The organism is Blautia faecicola (assembly GCF_004123145.1).
Lineage (GTDB): Bacteria > Bacillota > Clostridia > Lachnospirales > Lachnospiraceae > Oliverpabstia > Oliverpabstia faecicola.
Map to the genome: position 1 here is coordinate 834,762 of NZ_SDKC01000001.1, position 16,448 is coordinate 851,209.

Here is a 16,448-nt window from a genome sequence, read left to right on the forward strand (position 1 = left end):
GAACAGACTGATACATAAAAGCAGGCTGCGGATGTGCGGCGGGGCGAAGGAGTGCATAAGATAAGAAAAAAGGAGTTTTCTTGTGGATATACCTCTGATCTCTCCACGAAAGCTGGATCAGTATGTAGACCGCTATCCGGGAATCTGGATCGTCGACGTGCGTTCCGGGGAAGAATACCGAAGATCCCATATCCGACATGCCGTGAATATTCCGTATGAGCCGGGACAGATCTGGAAACTGCCGCGGGGAAAAGAGATTGTGGTGTACTGTGAACGGGGAGCCACCAGCATGGCAGCAGCCCGGGAGATGATTCGCCAGGGCTACCGCGCCGTTTCCGTGGCGGGCGGAATTACAGAATATAAAGGAAGAAATCTTGAGTTTTTCGGACAATCATAGTAGAATAAAAAATAATGTAAACCTATTGATATGCAATGCAAAAGAAACAGAGGGTGGCAATTCCGCCCTCTGACAAAGGAGAAAAGCCAATGAAATATATGATTGCTTCAGATATCCACGGATCTGCTTACTATTGCAGAAAAATGATGGAAGCTCTGGAAAAAGAGAAGGCAGACCGTCTGATCCTGCTTGGAGATCTTCTGTATCACGGTCCGCGAAACGATCTTCCGAAAGAATACGCGCCCAAAGAAGTGATTCAGATGCTGAACAAAGAAAAGAACCGCATCTATAATGTAAGAGGAAACTGCGACGCGGAAGTAGACCAGATGGTACTGGAATTCCCGGTGCTGGCAGATTACGGATTTATGGAGATCGACGGAAAGACCTTCTATATGAGCCATGGACATATCTACAACGAAAACAACCTGCCGCCACTGAAACCGGGAGACATTTTCATGCATGGACATACCCATGTGCTCCGCGCAGAGAAAGTGGGAGATATCACAATCCTGAACCCGGGTTCTGTATCTATCCCAAAAGAAGGCAATCCGCCAACGTATGCGATCCTGGAAAACAGCAGATTTACCATCAAGACATTTGAGGAAGAAATAATAAAGGAATACGATTTATGAGACAATTTGAACTGATTGCCCCGTGCCATTTCGGACTGGAAGCGGTGTTAAAAAGAGAAATCCTGGATCTTGGTTATGAGATCAGCAAGGTGGAAGACGGAAAGGTAAGTTTCTGGGGAGACGAGGAAGCGGTGGCTTATGCCAATATGTTCCTTCGAACCGCAGAAAGAATCCTGTTAAAAGTAGGAGAATTCAAGGCGTGTACCTACGATGAACTGTTTGAGGGCACAAAAGCCCTCCCATGGGAGGAATACATTCCGGAAAACGGAAAGTTCTGGGTAAAGAAAGCCTCTTCGATCAAGAGTAAACTGTTCAGTCCTTCCGATATTCAGTCCATCATGAAAAAAGCCATGGTGGAACGGATGAAACAGAAGTATCACAGAGAGCGGTTTGAGGAAGACGGAGTCAGCTATCCGGTGCGTGTATCTCTGATGAAAGATATTGTGACTGTGGGCATCGACACGACAGGGGTATCCCTACATAAGAGAGGATACCGAAAATTACAGTCCAAAGCACCGATCTCCGAGACACTGGCAGCAGCACTGATCATGCTGACGCCGTGGAAGAAAGACCGGATTCTGGTGGATCCTTTCTGCGGAAGCGGAACGTTCCCGATCGAAGCTGCCATGATGGCATGCAATATCGCTCCGGGTATGAACCGTTCGTTCCTTGCAGAGGACTGGATAAACCTGATTCCGCGCAAACACTGGTATAACGCACTGGAGGAGGCGCAGGATCTGGTACATATGGAAGAAAGTCTGGATCTGCAGGGATACGATATTGATCCGGAAGTAGTAAAAAATGCGAGAGAAAATGCGACAGCGGCGGGTGTGGATCATCTGATCCATTTCCAGCAGAGAGAAGTGGCGAAGCTGCGTCATCCGAAAAAATACGGATTTATCATCACCAATCCGCCATACGGCGAGCGTCTCGAAGAAAAAGAAATGCTTCCGGGGCTGTACCGCCAGATCGGTGAAGTGTATGAAAAACTGGATGCCTGGTCGATGTATCTGATCACCAGTTATCAGGATGCGGAGCGCTATATTGGAAGAAAGGCAGATAAGAACCGGAAAATCTATAATGGCATGATCCGGACCTATTATTATCAGTTCCTTGGTCCGAAACCGCCGAAACGCAGAGAGGGAGAGACACGATGAAACGTTTGATATTTGCCACGGGCAATCAGAATAAAATGCGGGAGATCCGGGAGATCCTTGCCGATCTTCCGGTGGAGATCCTGTCGATGAAAGAAGCAGGGATCGAAGCAGATATTGTCGAGGATGGAAAAACATTTGAAGAAAATGCGATCATCAAGGCAAAAGCGATCATGGAACTGACCGGAGAACTGGTCCTTGCCGACGATTCCGGTCTGGAAATTGACTATCTGAACAAAGAGCCGGGAATCTATTCCGCAAGATATATGGGAGAGGACACCTCTTACCGGATCAAAAATGCCAGCCTGATCGAGCGCCTGGCAGGGGTGCCGGATGAAAAAAGAACCGCCCGCTTTGTCTGTGCGATCGCAGCCGCATTTCCGGATGGAACCGTGAAAACCACCGAGGGAGTGATCGAAGGCCGGATCGGATATGAGGAACGCGGAGAGAACGGATTTGGCTATGATCCGATCTTTTATGTGCCGGAATTCGGCTGTACGACAGCAGAACTTCCCGAAGAACAGAAAAATGCGGTCAGCCACCGCGGAAAAGCACTGGAAAAGATGCGAGAGATCCTGAAAGAGAGTGTGAGCGCAGAATGAAGATTTTGGTAGTCAGCGACACGCACGGACACGATGAGAATCTGATGTGTGCCCTGCAGCGGGAATTGCCGATCGATGCACTGATCCACTGCGGGGATCTGGAAGGTTCCGAAGAGTATATCCCGGAGGCTGTGGAATGTCCCTGTTACTTCGTGAGAGGAAATAATGACTTTTTCAGCGATCTGCCAAAAGAAGAAGAGTTTACGCTGGGCAATTATCGGATCCTGGTGACGCACGGACATCTGTACGGTGTCTCGATGAGTACCTGTGTGCTGGAGGAAGAAGCGAGAAGCAGACAGGTACAGGTGGTTATGTTCGGACACACCCACTATCCGTATCTGGAAGAGATGGAAGATCTGACGGTTTTAAACCCGGGCAGTCTTTCCTATCCCCGCCAGCCCGGACGTAAGCCGAGCTATCTTGTGATGGAAATTGATGAGCAGGGCAAGGCACATTACGAACACCGATACCTCGAAAAAGCCTGAAAAATAAGGAAAAATCGGGAAAATAAAAAAAATTAAAAAAATTTGAAAAAAGGTGTTGACTTTTAGAGAACTATACACTATAATACTCCTTGTGCTGAGCGAGAGAGCTCAACACGAGGAACGAAACGGGGTGTGGCTCAGCTTGGCTAGAGCGCCTGGTTTGGGACCAGGAGGTCGCAGGTTCGAATCCTGTCACCCCGACTTAACAACTAAATATTTCCTTTGCGGGTGTAGTTCAATGGTAGAACACCAGCCTTCCAAGCTGGATACGTGGGTTCGATTCCCATCACCCGCTTCCATCAGACAATATCTGATGAGTACGTGTTTGTAGCTCAGTTGGATAGAGCAACGGCCTTCTAAGCCGTGGGTCGGGGGTTCGAATCCCTCCAAGCACGTTTCTTTTCTCTAAAGAGGAAAGGTATGGTGGGTATAGCGCAGTTGGTTAGCGCGCCAGATTGTGGCTCTGGAGGCCCAGGGTTCGAATCCCTGTATCCACCCTGCCGTAAGGCGTACGTTGGGCTATCGCCAAGCGGTAAGGCACAGGACTTTGACTCCTGCATTCGGCAGTTCGAATCTGCCTAGCCCAGGTTATGGGATATTAGCTCAGTTGGTAGAGCACTTGACTTTTAATCAAGTTGTCCGGGGTTCGAATCCCCGATGTCTCATCGGACAAGCCTAGTGCTTGTCCTTTTTTCGTTGTAGGATACAGGCGGTTATGGCGGAATTGGCAGACGCGCTGGTTTTAGGTGCCAGTGGGCAACCGTGTGGGTTCGAGTCCCACTAACCGCATTATATAGAAAGTATTGATATCATATCTTAGATTCTGATTGATTTCCCAGAGGATAAAAATTATAGAAGAACTGAAAAAGGAGGCCATTAGCGTATGAAAGAAAGAAAATGGCTGGCAGATCTGCCGAAAGTTGATCTCCATTGCCATCTGGATGGTTCACTGAATCTGGAAACGGTACGAAACCTGACGGGCAAGCAGGAGATTTCATGGGAGGATCTGCAGGCGGCAGCAGACTGTGACAGTCTGAAGACCTATCTGGAGAAATTTGATCTTCCGCTGCTCGGGATGCAGACGGCAGAGGGGCTGCGGGAGGCGGCAAAGTCGTTTCTGCTGGATCTGAAAAAAGAAAATGTGATGTATGTGGAAGTGCGTTTTGCCCCGCAGCTTTCCGTTCATGAAGGATTTGGCTGTTCGCAGGTCATCGAGGCGGTTCTTGAGGGGCTGCGGGAGGCAGAAGCGATCTGTAAGATCTCCTGGCGGGTGATCTGCTGTGCAATGCGCCATCATACGATGGAACAGAATCTGGAAGTGTTCCGGACTGCCACAGAGTATCTGGATCGCGGGGTGTGTGCGGTGGACCTTGCAGGGGATGAGGCATCCTATCCGGCATCACAGTTTACAGACCTGTTTGCGGAGGCGAGAGCACTGGGTATCCCGTTTACGATCCATGCAGGTGAATGCCACAGCACGGAAAATGTGAGAACTTCGATCGAGATGGGCGCAAAAAGGATCGGACACGGGATCGCGATGAAAGAAGATCCGGAACTGATGAAACTGGCAGCGGAAAGAGACGTGGGGATCGAGATGTGCCCTTGCAGCAATTTTCAGACGAAAGCGGTGCAGGAGGGAGAAGAATATCCACTGGCGCTCTTTTGGGAACAGGGGCTTCTGGTAACGGTTAATACCGATAATCGTACCGTCAGTCAGACCAGCGAGACCAGAGAACTGAAGATGGCACTGGAACTGATGGAAGCGTCCCAAAAACCGGTGGAAGATGAGAAGACATTTTGCAGAAAACTGATGGAAAACAGTATCCGGACAGCATTTTTGCCGGAGGAAGAAAAGGAGCGTCTGCGACATATTCTGGAAAAATTTTCCTGAGGAAAGCAGAGGCATAAGTTGACAAACCGCAGACACGATGGTAGGCTAGAACCATCTCGGGTGTCAGATCGGACATACAGAAAGGAATCATGAAATGAGAGAAAAATACGAATCATTATCAGCCGGACAGCTTCGGGAAGTAGCCAAAGCAAGAGGACTGAAAGGAATCTCTGCTCTGAGGAAAGAGGAACTTGTACAGCGGATGCTGGATGAGGACGCCAAAGAGCAGGAAAAACAGATTGAAGATAAAAAAGCAGAATTTGGACAGTTGGACAGTGGCATCGAGGCAAATGGGATTCTGGAAGTGCTCGCGGACGGTTATGGATTTATCCGCAGCGATAATTACATGCCGGGTGAAAATGATGTGTATGTATCCCCTTCTCAGATTCGCCGCTTCAATCTGAAGACAGGAGATATTGTACGGGGAAGTACAAGAGTAAAAAAAGAAAATGAAAAGTTCGGTGCACTGCTGTATGTGACTTCTATCAACGGCATGTCACCGAATGAGAACACCAAACGGTATAATTTTGAAGATATGACGCCGATTTTCCCGGATTCCCGCCTGCGTCTGGAACGCCCGGGCGGAAGCATGGCGATGCGGATTGTAGATCTGATCAGCCCGATCGGAAAAGGGCAGAGAGGTATGATCGTATCTCCACCGAAAGCCGGTAAAACGACACTGTTAAAAGAGGCAGCGCAGTCCATTCTTCGAAACAGCCCGGATATGCATCTGATCATTCTGCTGATCGATGAACGTCCGGAGGAAGTAACCGATATCCGGGAGGCGATCCGCGGAGACAATGTAGAAGTTATTTATTCTACATTCGATGAACAGCCGGAACACCACAAACGGGTATCCGAGATGACAATTGAGAGAGCGAAGCGCCTGGTAGAACATAAAAAAGATGTCACGATCTTTATTGACAGTATCACACGACTGGCAAGGGCATACAACCTGACCGTTCCGCCGAGTGGAAGAACACTTTCCGGTGGTCTGGATCCGGCGGCTCTGCATATGCCGAAACGCTTCTTCGGTGCTGCGAGAAATATGAGAGAGGGTGGAAGCCTGACCATCCTTGCCACAGCACTTGTGGATACCGGAAGTAAGATGGATGATGTGGTATACGAAGAGTTCAAGGGTACCGGTAACATGGAGCTGGTACTGGATCGAAAACTGCAGGAAAAGAGAGTATTCCCGGCTATCGATATCGCAAAATCAGGAACCAGAAGAGAGGATCTGCTGCTGAGCCAGGACGAGCAGGAAGCCGTCTATATCATGCGAAAAGCCCTGAACGGTATGAAGGCAGATGAGGCGGTAGAAAACATTCTGAACATGTTTACAAAGACCCGAAACAACCAGGAACTGGTAAATCAGGTAAAGAATCAGAAATTTATCTAAAAGCACTTGCTTTTTTTTGGAGTACATGCTATAATTTACAAGCTGTTTAAATTTGAGAAAATAGTAAAATATATATAAGAAAATTGGAAGAGGTGAAAGAAATGAGAGAAGGAATCCATCCAGATTATTATCAGGCAACAGTAACATGTAACTGCGGTAACACATTCGTAACAGGTTCTACAAAGAAAGATATCCATGTAGAAATCTGCTCCAAATGTCATCCATTCTACACTGGTCAGCAGAAAGCTGCTGCAGCTCGTGGACGTATTGACAAGTTCAACAAAAAATACGGTATTAACGCATAAGACAATAAGAAAAGACAAGCGGGTTGAGGTTTTTACAAATCTCAACCTGTTTTTCTCTATAGGAATGTAAGGGAGAAACGATGAAATCTTCAAATATAGGTGGTCAGGCCGTCATGGAAGGTATCATGATGCGCAGTGGAGATCAGTATTCCATTGGTGTCAGAAAGCCGGACGGTGAGATCGAGGTGAAGGTGGAGCCATACAAGAGCTGGGCAAAAGACAGTAGCATTTGGAAACTGCCTGTTTTCCGGGGTGTGGCTTCTTTTTTTGAATCTTTGATTGTGGGGATCCAGTGTCTGATGTACTCGGCAAGCTTTATCGAGGACGAAGAAGAGGAAGATACCGGAAAACCCAAAAAAGAAAAGACAGAAGAACAGAAAGAAAAAGAAGAAAAATGGCTGATGTACGGAACGATGACATTTTCCGTGGTATTTTCCATCGCTCTGTTTATCATGCTGCCTTATTTTCTGGCAAACTTTCTGCGACATGTGACAACATCGGAGGGACTGATTGCCGTTGTGGAAGCATGCGTGCGTATGATCCTGTTTCTCGGATATCTGGTGCTGATTTCCAGAATGAAAGATATCCAGCGGGTATTTATGTACCACGGAGCGGAACATAAGTGTATCAACTGTGTGGAACACGGACTGGAACTGAATGTGGAGAATGTGATGAAAAGCTCCAGAGAGCACAAACGCTGCGGAACGAGTTTTTTGCTGTTTGTCATGATCGTCAGTATTATTTTCTTCCTGTTTATCCGGGTGTCTTCCCCGGTACTGCGGGTGGTGATCCGTCTGCTTCTGATGCCGGTCATTGCCGGAGTATCGTATGAGATTATCCGTCTGGCAGGAAAAAGTGACAATAAGATCGTGGCGCTGTTGAGTAAACCGGGGCTGATGCTGCAGCATCTGACAACGAGAGAGCCGGAACCGGAGATGGCGGAGGTTGCCATCGCAGCGGTGGAAGCGGTATTTGACTGGAGAAGTTATCTGAAAGAGAACTTTCCGGAACAGTACGGAGAACAATCATGAGTACATTGAGACAGCTGCTTTCATGGGGAAGCGGAACACTTGCAAACGCTGAAGTCCCGGACAGCGGACAGGATGCGTGGATGCTGATGGAAGAAGTGTTCGGGATTGAAAAAAGCTATTATTTTCTTCACGGAGATGATAAAATAGACCCGAATACACAGAAAAGATATGAGGATATGATCCGAGAGCGTGCAAAGCGGATTCCGGTACAGTATCTGACCGGAAAAGCATGGTTTATGGGCTATGAATTTCTGGTCAATTCCAGTGTACTGATTCCGAGATTTGATACGGAAGTGCTGGTGGAAGAGGCGAAGAAACATATTATGCCGGGATGCCGGCTGTTGGATGTGTGTACCGGCAGTGGCTGTATCCTGCTGAGTCTGTTGGCAGAGTGTAAAGACAGGATTGCCATGGCAATGGGTGTGGATATTTCCAAAGATGCGCTGCAGGTTGCAATTGCAAACGGAAACCGGATGGAGCTTCCGGCGCAATTTCGGGAGAGCGATCTGTTTACGCATGTTACGGGTACTTATGATGTGATCGTGTCGAACCCGCCGTATATTGCGACCGGAGAACTGGCGGATCTGATGCCAGAGGTACGGGATCATGAGCCGGTGCTGGCGCTTGACGGAATGGAAGACGGATTGTATTTTTACCGGAAGATCGTGTCGCAGGCGGATGGATATCTGGCGCAGGGCGGATGGCTCTGTTTCGAGATTGGGTACGATCAGGGAGCGGCGCTGAAAGAAATGATGACAGAAGCCGGCTACGGACAGGTGCAGATCATCAAAGATCTGGCAGGACTTGACCGGGTAGCCGTCGGACAGAAAAAATAGAAGAATATACCAGGAGGAAAAGGAATGTTTGATAAATTAGAAGATCTGCTGGTTCGTCTGGAAGAGATTTTAAGTGAATTAAATGAGCCGGGTGTGGCAAATGATCCGGCGCGTTTTCAGAAACTGATGAAGGAACAGAGTGAACTGCAGCCTATCGTGGATGCATACAAAGAGTATAAAGCATGTCAGCAGACGGTAGAAGAGAGCCTGATGATGTTGGACGAAGAATCTGACGAAGAGATGCGTGAGATGCTCAAAGAGGAACTTTCCGATGCAAAAAGCAGAATCGAAGAACTCGAGACAGAGTTAAAGATCCTATTACTGCCGAAAGACCCGAATGACAGCAAAAACGTTATCGTTGAGATCCGTGCCGGTGCCGGTGGTGACGAGGCAGCCTTATTTGCAGCGGAGATCTACCGGATGTATGTAAAATACGCAGAGTCCCGCAGATGGAAAACCGAACTGATGTCCCTGAACGAAAACGGAATCGGCGGTTTCAAGGAAGTTACCTTTATGATCAACGGAGCGGGTGCGTATTCCCGTCTGAAGTATGAGAGTGGTGTACACCGTGTACAGCGTGTACCGGAGACCGAATCCGGCGGACGTATCCATACTTCCACCATTACCGTAGCGATCATGCCGGAGGCGGAAGAGATCGACTTCCAGCTGGATCTGAATGACTGTAAATTTGATGTGTTCCGTGCGTCCGGTAACGGTGGACAGTGTGTCAATACGACCGATTCTGCCGTACGTCTGACCCATATCCCGACCGGTATCGTCATTTCCTGTCAGGATGAAAAGTCACAGCTGAAAAACAGAGATAAAGCACTGCGTGTCCTGCGTTCCCGTCTGTATGATATGGAACTGCAGAAACGTCATGACGAAGAGGCAGAAGCGAGAAGAAGCCAGGTAGGTACCGGAGACCGTTCCGAAAAGATCCGTACTTACAACTTCCCGCAGGGACGTGTGACTGATCACAGAATCAAACTGACCCTGCATCGGCTGGATGCGATCTTAAACGGAGATCTCGATGAGATCATCGACAGCCTGATCGCCGCAGACCAGACCGCAAAACTGGCAAAAATGAACCAGTGATACCAGGGTCAAAAACATGAGTAAGTAGCCATTTTTCGAAGGAAAATGAGCGGATTACGAAGGTTTTTGAGGATTGTGAGAGTACGAAGTACGGAACAATCCGGTATCACAACATGATATATTATTAAAAAGATCGGAGGAAACATCATGGGAAAATATTTTGGTACAGATGGTTTTCGAGGAGAGGCAAATGTGGATCTGACCGTGGAACACGCCTACAAAGTGGGAAGATTTCTCGGATGGTACTATGGAAAAGATCACAAAGCACAGATTGTGATCGGAAAAGATACAAGAAGAAGCAGTTACATGTTTGAGTATTCTCTGGTAGCAGGACTGACCGCTTCCGGTGCGGATGTTTATCTGCTTCATGTAACTACCACACCGAGTGTTTCCTATGTGGTGCGGACAGAAAATTTTGACTGCGGAATCATGATCTCCGCCAGCCATAATCCGTTCTACGATAACGGCATCAAGATTATCGGCGGTAACGGACAGAAGATGGACGCGGAAGTGGAAACGATGATCGAAGCCTATATTGACGATGATGTTCCGAAGATCCCGTTTGCAACGAAAGAAAACATCGGACGGACCGTGGACTTCTCCGCGGGAAGAAACCGCTACATCGGTTATCTGATCTCCATTCCGATCCGATCGTTCAAGAATTACAGAGTCGGACTGGACTGTGCCAACGGAAGCGCTTCCTCTGTGGCAAAGAGCGTATTTGACGCACTGGGAGCCAAAACTTATGTGATCAACAACGAACCGGACGGAACGAACATTAATACGAACTGCGGTTCCACCCATATCGAGGTGCTGCAGCAGTTTGTCAAAGAAAAACATCTGGATGTGGGATTTGCCTACGACGGAGATGCGGACCGCTGTATCGCTGTGGATCATCTGGGCAATGTAGTGGACGGTGACCTGATCCTGTATATTTGCGGAAAATACATGAAAGAGACCGGAAAACTGGAAAACAACACAATCGTTACGACGATCATGTCCAATCTCGGTCTGTATAAAGCCTGTGACCGGGAGGGGATCCGGTACGAAAAAACAGCAGTGGGTGACAAATACGTCTGTGAGAATATGATGGCGAACGGACACAGCCTCGGCGGCGAACAGTCCGGTCATATCATTTTCAGCAAACATGCAACGACGGGAGACGGTATCCTGACCTCCCTGATGCTGATGGAAGTGATCATCGAGAAAAAACTGCCGTTAAATATCCTGGCATCCGAGGTGTCGATCTATCCGCAGCTTCTGGAAAATGTCCGGGTTGCCAACAAAGCAGCTGCAAGAAACAACGAAGAAGTGAAAAAAGCAATCGCATCGGTGGAAGAAGAGCTGGGAGAGGACGGAAGAATCCTCGTAAGAGAGAGCGGTACGGAGCCGGTGATCCGTGTCATGGTAGAAGCCAGAAAAGACGCGATCTGCCGTGAGATGGTACAGCGGGTGATCGATGTGATGGATAAAGAGGGACTGATTTTGTCATGAGAAAAGAGGTACTGGCGATTGGATGTGCGCTGATGATGCTGTGTGGCTGTGGAAACAACAGTGCGGCGCAGCATTATGAGAGCGGATGGGCAGCCTTGGAAAAGAAAGATTACAGCACTGCGGAACAAGAATTTCAGCAGGTGATCGATCTGGACAGCCGGCTGGCGGAAAGTTACCGGGCAGAAGGAATTGCGTACTATTCGGAAGGGGCTTACCCGGAGGCGATAGCCGCTTTTTCAAGAAGTCTGAACAATATGGATGATCCGGACAAAGAATTTAAGAAAGATGTACAGTTTTATCTTGCCCAGGCGCGGATGGATTATGGCGAGGTGGACAAGGCGATTGAAGTCTACAGTGAGATCCTGAAAGCCGGAGAAGACGCGCAGGCGTTCTTTTTGAGAGGAAAGGCATATATTATTTCCATGGATGATTACGAAAATGCCGGGAAAGACTTTCAGAGAGCGTTAAAAGGCTGTGAGGATTACAATCTGTACATCAATATTTATCAGATCTATGTGGATAATAACAAGGCAGTGGACGGTGACGCCTATCTGAAGATGGCGCTGGAATTAGAGCCGCAGGACGGGGAAGACTACTACCACAGAGGAAGAATCTACGAATATGAAAAAAATTATGAGGCAGCCAGAGATGAGCTGAAAACTTCGATGGAACAGGGATACGAGGATGCCATGCTGCTTCTGGGACGGGTATATCTGGAGATGGAAGATCCGGCAAGTGCCAGATCCATGTATCAGGAATATCTGCAAAAAAGCGAACAGGGTGCGAAAGCCTATAACGGACTCGCGATGTGTGATATCTATGACGGTGCGTATGACAGTGCGCTGGAAAATATTGCACGGGGGCTGAAAGAGAACTCCAAAGAGGATGAGCAGGGGCTTTTGTATAACGAGATCGTGGCGTATGAATACAAGCGTGATTTTGCCACGGCGAAAGAGAAGATGAAAACATATCTGGAACAGTATCCGGAAGACGAGGCGGCACTCCGGGAGAACGAGTTTCTTTCTACCAGATAGGAGGAAAAAGACATGTATGAGATGGGGGAACAGCTGGAACGGGTGATTCTGGCAGGCGTGCAGACGCATGAGTCTGATGATACCGTACAATCTTTATATGAACTGAGAGAACTGGCAGAGACAGCAGGAGCGGTCACTGTGGGAACGATCATGCAAAGCAGAGAGACGATTCATCCGGCAACGTACCTTGGAAAAGGAAAGCTGGAGGAGTTAAAGGAACTGCTGTATGACCTGGATGCTACCGGCGTGATCTGCGACGATGAGCTTTCCCCTGCCCAGTTAAACAACCTGGAACAGGAGCTGGAATGCAAAGTGATGGACAGAACGATGGTCATTTTGGATATCTTTGCACAGAGGGCAAAAACCAGCGAAGGAAAGATCCAGGTGGAACTTGCCCAGTTAAAATACCGGGCGGCACGGCTGGTCGGTATGCGAGCCTCCCTGTCCCGTCTGGGCGGTGGGATCGGTACACGTGGACCCGGAGAGAAAAAGCTGGAGATGGACCGTCGACTGATCCACAGCCGGATCGGTCAGTTAAAAGAACAGCTCGAACAGGTGCAGAAGCACCGCGAACTGATCCGCAGCCAGCGGGATAAGAGCCAAGTGAAGGTGGCGGCGATCGTAGGATACACCAACGCAGGCAAATCCACGTTGCTCAATACGATGACACAGGCAGGGGTTCTTGAGGAAAATCAGTTGTTTGCCACGCTGGATCCAACCACAAGGGCACTGGATCTTCCGGGAAAACAGCAGATTCTTCTGACGGATACCGTAGGATTTATCCGGAAACTGCCGCATCATCTGATCGAGGCGTTTAAAAGTACGTTGGAGGAAGCAAAATACGCGGACATGATCCTCCATGTGGTGGATGCGTCCAACCCGCAGATGGATGAGCATATGCAGGTGGTCTACGATACCCTGCGACAGCTTGGCGTGTCGGATAAGAAAGTGATCACACTGTTTAACAAACAGGATCTGTGTACGGATAAGGAACAGCTCAGAGATTTTCAGGCGGATCATGTGCTCCAGATCTCGGCAAAGAACGGACAGGGACTCGAGGAGTTAAAGGAACTTCTCGCGGAGGTTCTGCGCGAAGGACAGATCTATATCGAGCGTCTGATTCCGTACGATCAGGCTGGGATTATTGCCCGGATCCGAAGACACGGACAGGTGGTACAGGAAGAATTTCTGGCGGAAGGAATTTCTCTGAAGGCATATGTGCCGATGGAGGTTTACAGTCAGATCTGAGAAAAGAAGAAAGAAGAGGGAAAAGCCCTATAGAAAGGCGGTTTTCTCTCTTTTCAAGGTTACATAACATTACTACCATATATTGTGCAAGTAGAAAATACGACACAATATATGGTAGTTTTTTGTATTGACAGAGAAAGAACGGTTTGCTACTATAGTAGTCGACACATCCGCCAAACAAAGTTTCGGAAAGCGTCAGAAGCAGGAAGACACACATCCGTGTATCTTGCAAAAGCAACAGGAAAAGAGGATGGAAGAATGTTTAATGTTATAAAACGTGATGGGGAAGTCGCAGCGTTTCAGCTGAGTAAAATTACACAGGCGATCGAGAAAGCGTTCCAGGCGCAGGAAAAACAGTATACGCCGGATATGATGGAGATGCTCGGACTGCGGGTAACTGCGGATTTCCAGAATAAGATAAAAAAAGACCAGGTGTCTGTGGAAGATATCCAGGACAGTGTGGAAAATGTTCTGATCCAGTGCGGTTATTCAGAAGTGGCAAAAGCTTATATTCTCTACCGCAAACAGAGAGAAAAAGTAAGAAATATGAAATCCACGATTCTGGACTATAAAGAAATCGTAAACAGCTATGTGAAAGTGGAAGACTGGCGTGTCAAAGAGAACTCTACAGTGACGTATTCCGTCGGTGGTCTGATCTTAAGCAACTCCGGAGCGGTAACAGCAAACTACTGGCTGTCCGAGATCTATGACAAAGAGATCGCAGACGCACACAGAAACGCAGATATCCATATTCACGACCTTTCCATGCTGACCGGATACTGTGCCGGCTGGTCGTTAAAACAGCTGATTAAAGAGGGATTAGGGGGAATAGAAGGCAAGATCACTTCTGCTCCGGCAAAACATCTGAGCGTTCTGTGCAACCAGATGGTCAATTTCCTTGGCATCATGCAGAACGAATGGGCAGGTGCGCAGGCATTTTCTTCTTTCGACACCTACCTGGCTCCGTTTGTAAAAGCAGACCATCTGACCTATCCGGAAGTGAAAAAATGTATCGAAGCTTTTATCTACGGCGTCAATACACCGAGCCGCTGGGGAACCCAGGCTCCGTTCTCCAACATCACACTGGACTGGACCGTTCCGGATGACCTGGCAGAACTTCCGGCGATCGTTGGCGGAAAAGAGATGGACTTTAAATACAAAGACTGTAAAAAAGAGATGGACATGGTCAACAAGGCATTTATCGAGGCGATGATCGAGGGCGATGCCAACGGCAGAGGATTCCAGTATCCGATCCCGACCTACTCCATCACAAAAGAATTCGACTGGTCTGATACCGAAAACAACCGTCTGCTCTTTGAGATGACATCCAAATACGGAACCCCGTATTTTTCCAACTATATCAACAGCGATATGCAGCCGAGCGATGTAAGAAGTATGTGCTGCCGTCTGCGTCTGGATCTGAGAGAACTGCGTAAAAAGACCGGAGGATACTTCGGTTCCGGCGAAAGCACCGGTTCTGTAGGCGTGGTAACGATCAATATGCCGCGGATCGCTTATCTGTCTCAGGATGAGGACGAATTTTATCAGCGTCTGGACCGTCTGATGGACATTTCCGCGCGTTCCCTGCACATCAAGAGAGAAGTGATCGGAAAACTGCTGGATGAGGGTCTGTACCCGTATACCAAGCGCTATCTGGGAAGCTTTGACAATCATTTCTCCACCATCGGTCTGGTGGGAATGAATGAGGCTGGTCTGAATGCAAGATGGCTTCGCGCGGATATGGCTGACGAGAAGACACAGAAGTTTACAAAAGACGTCCTGAACCATATGAGAGAGCGGCTGTCCGATTATCAGGAAGAATACGGAGAACTGTATAACCTGGAGGCAACACCGGCAGAATCCACCGCGTATCGCCTGGCAAAACATGACAAGAAACATTATCCGGATATCATTACCGCTGGTCATGAAGGAGATACTCCGTATTACACGAACAGCTCGCACCTGCCGGTAGATTATACTTCGGATATCTTCGATGCCCTGGATGTGCAGGATGAGTTACAGACACTGTACACATCCGGTACAGTCTTCCATGCATTCCTGGGAGAGAAACTTCCGGACTGGAAGGCGGCAGCGACACTGGTAAGAAAGATCGCAGAAAATTACCGTCTGCCTTACTATACCCTGTCACCGACATATTCCGTATGTAAAGAGCACGGATATATTGCAGGGGAGCATTTCACCTGCCCGACCTGTGGCAAGAAAGCGGAGGTTTACAGCCGAATCACCGGATATTATCGTCCGGTACAGAACTGGAACGACGGAAAAGCACAGGAATATAAAAACAGAACCGTGTACGATATCCTTCATTCTGGTGCACCGGCAGCAAAACCGGTGGAAGCAGAGAAAAAAGAAGAACAGCCGGCAGTGGGTGGAAAACATGCTACCAGAACCATGGTTACGATGACAAAAGACGATGTGAAGATCCAGCATCCGGACACGGTCAAATATCTGTTTACTACAAGTACCTGTCCAAACTGCAAGATTGCGAAAAAGATGCTTGCGGAGGCGGAAGAAGAGTATCAGCTGATCGATGCTGAGAAAAACCCGGAACTGGTATCCAGATACGGTATCATGCAGGCACCGACGCTGGTAGTCATCGAAGGCGACGAGACAAAGAAATATGTAAATGCTTCCAATATTCAGAAATATGTGGAAGAAAATGAGTAAGAGATAAATAAGAAACAAAATTTACAGCAACAGAAAAAAGCGGGAGCGCAGGGAATCAGAGATGAGGAACTGCGCTTCCGCTTTTTGTTAGTAATGATTGAAAATCTGCACTTATATGCCACACTGACAAGTGCTGCGGTAACAGGAAAACTCTGAA

15 protein-coding genes and 7 tRNA genes are annotated in these 16,448 nt (G+C 48.2%); all 22 read left to right on the plus strand.

What is annotated here, in order from left to right; all coding sequences use genetic code 11:
* Positions 1-82 precede the first annotated feature (82 nt).
* The 22 genes from ETP43_RS03830 (at position 83) to ETP43_RS03935 (ending at position 16,291) form a co-directional block, all read left to right on the plus strand.
* Complete coding sequence (locus ETP43_RS03830; protein WP_022399008.1) at positions 83-397, plus strand: rhodanese-like domain-containing protein; 315 nt, start codon at positions 83-85, stop codon at positions 395-397.
* Positions 398-486: 89 nt separating this feature from the next.
* Entirely contained in the window at positions 487-1,029 is a 543-nt protein-coding gene (gene yfcE, locus ETP43_RS03835) for a phosphodiesterase (RefSeq protein ID WP_129257097.1), read from the plus strand.
* Positions 1,026-2,186 carry a THUMP domain-containing class I SAM-dependent RNA methyltransferase gene (locus tag ETP43_RS03840; RefSeq protein WP_129257098.1) on the plus strand — a complete coding sequence of 387 codons (1,161 nt, stop codon included), beginning with the start codon at positions 1,026-1,028 and terminating at the stop codon, positions 2,184-2,186. The genes yfcE and ETP43_RS03840 overlap by 4 nt, the downstream gene beginning before the upstream one ends.
* A complete protein-coding gene (locus ETP43_RS03845) occupies positions 2,183-2,785 on the plus strand; it encodes an XTP/dITP diphosphatase (RefSeq protein ID WP_129257099.1) in 603 nt (200 codons plus the stop codon). Before ETP43_RS03840 ends, ETP43_RS03845 begins: the two co-directional genes overlap by 4 nt.
* Entirely contained in the window at positions 2,782-3,270 is a 489-nt protein-coding gene (locus ETP43_RS03850; RefSeq protein WP_129257100.1) for a metallophosphoesterase family protein, read from the plus strand. Before ETP43_RS03845 ends, ETP43_RS03850 begins: the two co-directional genes overlap by 4 nt.
* A 126-nt stretch (positions 3,271-3,396) precedes the next feature.
* Positions 3,397-3,471: transfer RNA gene (locus tag ETP43_RS03855), tRNA-Pro, on the plus strand.
* A gap of 23 nt (positions 3,472-3,494) precedes the next feature.
* Positions 3,495-3,565 (plus strand) — tRNA-Gly (locus ETP43_RS03860).
* Between the two features lie 26 nt (positions 3,566-3,591).
* A tRNA-Arg gene (locus ETP43_RS03865) sits at positions 3,592-3,665 on the plus strand.
* Positions 3,666-3,693: 28 nt separating this feature from the next.
* Positions 3,694-3,767 (plus strand) — tRNA-His (locus ETP43_RS03870).
* 18 nt (positions 3,768-3,785) lie between these two features.
* Positions 3,786-3,857 (plus strand) — tRNA-Gln (locus ETP43_RS03875).
* A 5-nt stretch (positions 3,858-3,862) separates the two neighbouring features.
* Positions 3,863-3,935: transfer RNA gene (locus ETP43_RS03880), tRNA-Lys, on the plus strand.
* A 44-nt stretch (positions 3,936-3,979) separates the two neighbouring features.
* Positions 3,980-4,059: transfer RNA gene (locus ETP43_RS03885), tRNA-Leu, on the plus strand.
* Between the two features lie 94 nt (positions 4,060-4,153).
* Positions 4,154-5,161, plus strand: a complete 1,008-nt coding sequence (gene add, locus ETP43_RS03890) for an adenosine deaminase (protein ID WP_129257101.1) — start codon at positions 4,154-4,156, stop codon at positions 5,159-5,161.
* Positions 5,162-5,255: 94 nt separating this feature from the next.
* Positions 5,256-6,560, plus strand: coding sequence for a transcription termination factor Rho (rho, locus tag ETP43_RS03895; protein WP_129257102.1), 1,305 nt, complete (start codon positions 5,256-5,258; stop codon positions 6,558-6,560).
* Positions 6,561-6,661: 101 nt separating this feature from the next.
* Positions 6,662-6,865, plus strand: coding sequence for a 50S ribosomal protein L31 (rpmE, locus tag ETP43_RS03900; RefSeq protein WP_022170964.1), 204 nt, complete (start codon positions 6,662-6,664; stop codon positions 6,863-6,865).
* 80 nt (positions 6,866-6,945) lie between these two features.
* The gene (locus ETP43_RS03905) at positions 6,946-7,896 is read left to right on the plus strand and encodes a DUF1385 domain-containing protein (RefSeq protein WP_129257103.1); all 951 of its coding nucleotides are present in this window, start codon (positions 6,946-6,948) and stop codon (positions 7,894-7,896) included.
* Positions 7,893-8,732, plus strand: coding sequence for a peptide chain release factor N(5)-glutamine methyltransferase (prmC, locus tag ETP43_RS03910; RefSeq protein WP_129257104.1), 840 nt, complete (start codon positions 7,893-7,895; stop codon positions 8,730-8,732). The genes ETP43_RS03905 and prmC overlap by 4 nt, the downstream gene beginning before the upstream one ends.
* A gap of 24 nt (positions 8,733-8,756) precedes the next feature.
* The gene (prfA, locus tag ETP43_RS03915) at positions 8,757-9,827 is read left to right on the plus strand and encodes a peptide chain release factor 1 (protein WP_022399238.1); all 1,071 of its coding nucleotides are present in this window, start codon (positions 8,757-8,759) and stop codon (positions 9,825-9,827) included.
* Positions 9,828-9,974: 147 nt separating this feature from the next.
* Positions 9,975-11,321 (plus strand): phosphoglucosamine mutase, encoded by a 1,347-nt coding sequence (gene glmM / locus ETP43_RS03920; RefSeq protein ID WP_129257105.1) that lies wholly within the window; start codon positions 9,975-9,977, stop codon positions 11,319-11,321.
* Entirely contained in the window at positions 11,318-12,355 is a 1,038-nt protein-coding gene (locus ETP43_RS03925) for a tetratricopeptide repeat protein (protein ID WP_129257106.1), read from the plus strand. The genes glmM and ETP43_RS03925 overlap by 4 nt, the downstream gene beginning before the upstream one ends.
* Before the next feature lie 12 nt (positions 12,356-12,367).
* Positions 12,368-13,603, plus strand: a complete 1,236-nt coding sequence (hflX, locus tag ETP43_RS03930; protein WP_129257107.1) for a GTPase HflX — start codon at positions 12,368-12,370, stop codon at positions 13,601-13,603.
* Between the two features lie 258 nt (positions 13,604-13,861).
* The gene (locus ETP43_RS03935; RefSeq protein WP_129259442.1) at positions 13,862-16,291 is read left to right on the plus strand and encodes a ribonucleoside triphosphate reductase; all 2,430 of its coding nucleotides are present in this window, start codon (positions 13,862-13,864) and stop codon (positions 16,289-16,291) included.
* Positions 16,292-16,448 lie beyond the last annotated feature (157 nt).

Bases quoted from the DNA above. Each gene is read 5' to 3' on its own strand.
- ETP43_RS03840 (WP_129257098.1), top strand. From the start codon at position 1,026: ATGAGACAATTTGAACTGATTGCCCCGTGCCATTTCGGACTGGAAGCG.
- add (WP_129257101.1), top strand. From the start codon at position 4,154: ATGAAAGAAAGAAAATGGCTGGCAGATCTGCCGAAAGTTGATCTCCAT.
- prfA (WP_022399238.1), top strand. From the start codon at position 8,757: ATGTTTGATAAATTAGAAGATCTGCTGGTTCGTCTGGAAGAGATTTTA.
- yfcE (WP_129257097.1), top strand. From the start codon at position 487: ATGAAATATATGATTGCTTCAGATATCCACGGATCTGCTTACTATTGC.
- glmM (WP_129257105.1), top strand. From the start codon at position 9,975: ATGGGAAAATATTTTGGTACAGATGGTTTTCGAGGAGAGGCAAATGTG.
- prmC (WP_129257104.1), top strand. From the start codon at position 7,893: ATGAGTACATTGAGACAGCTGCTTTCATGGGGAAGCGGAACACTTGCA.
- hflX (WP_129257107.1), top strand. From the start codon at position 12,368: ATGTATGAGATGGGGGAACAGCTGGAACGGGTGATTCTGGCAGGCGTG.
- rpmE (WP_022170964.1), top strand. From the start codon at position 6,662: ATGAGAGAAGGAATCCATCCAGATTATTATCAGGCAACAGTAACATGT.
- ETP43_RS03850 (WP_129257100.1), top strand. From the start codon at position 2,782: ATGAAGATTTTGGTAGTCAGCGACACGCACGGACACGATGAGAATCTG.
- ETP43_RS03935 (WP_129259442.1), top strand. From the start codon at position 13,862: ATGTTTAATGTTATAAAACGTGATGGGGAAGTCGCAGCGTTTCAGCTG.
- ETP43_RS03925 (WP_129257106.1), top strand. From the start codon at position 11,318: ATGAGAAAAGAGGTACTGGCGATTGGATGTGCGCTGATGATGCTGTGT.
- rho (WP_129257102.1), top strand. From the start codon at position 5,256: ATGAGAGAAAAATACGAATCATTATCAGCCGGACAGCTTCGGGAAGTA.
- ETP43_RS03905 (WP_129257103.1), top strand. From the start codon at position 6,946: ATGAAATCTTCAAATATAGGTGGTCAGGCCGTCATGGAAGGTATCATG.
- ETP43_RS03845 (WP_129257099.1), top strand. From the start codon at position 2,183: ATGAAACGTTTGATATTTGCCACGGGCAATCAGAATAAAATGCGGGAG.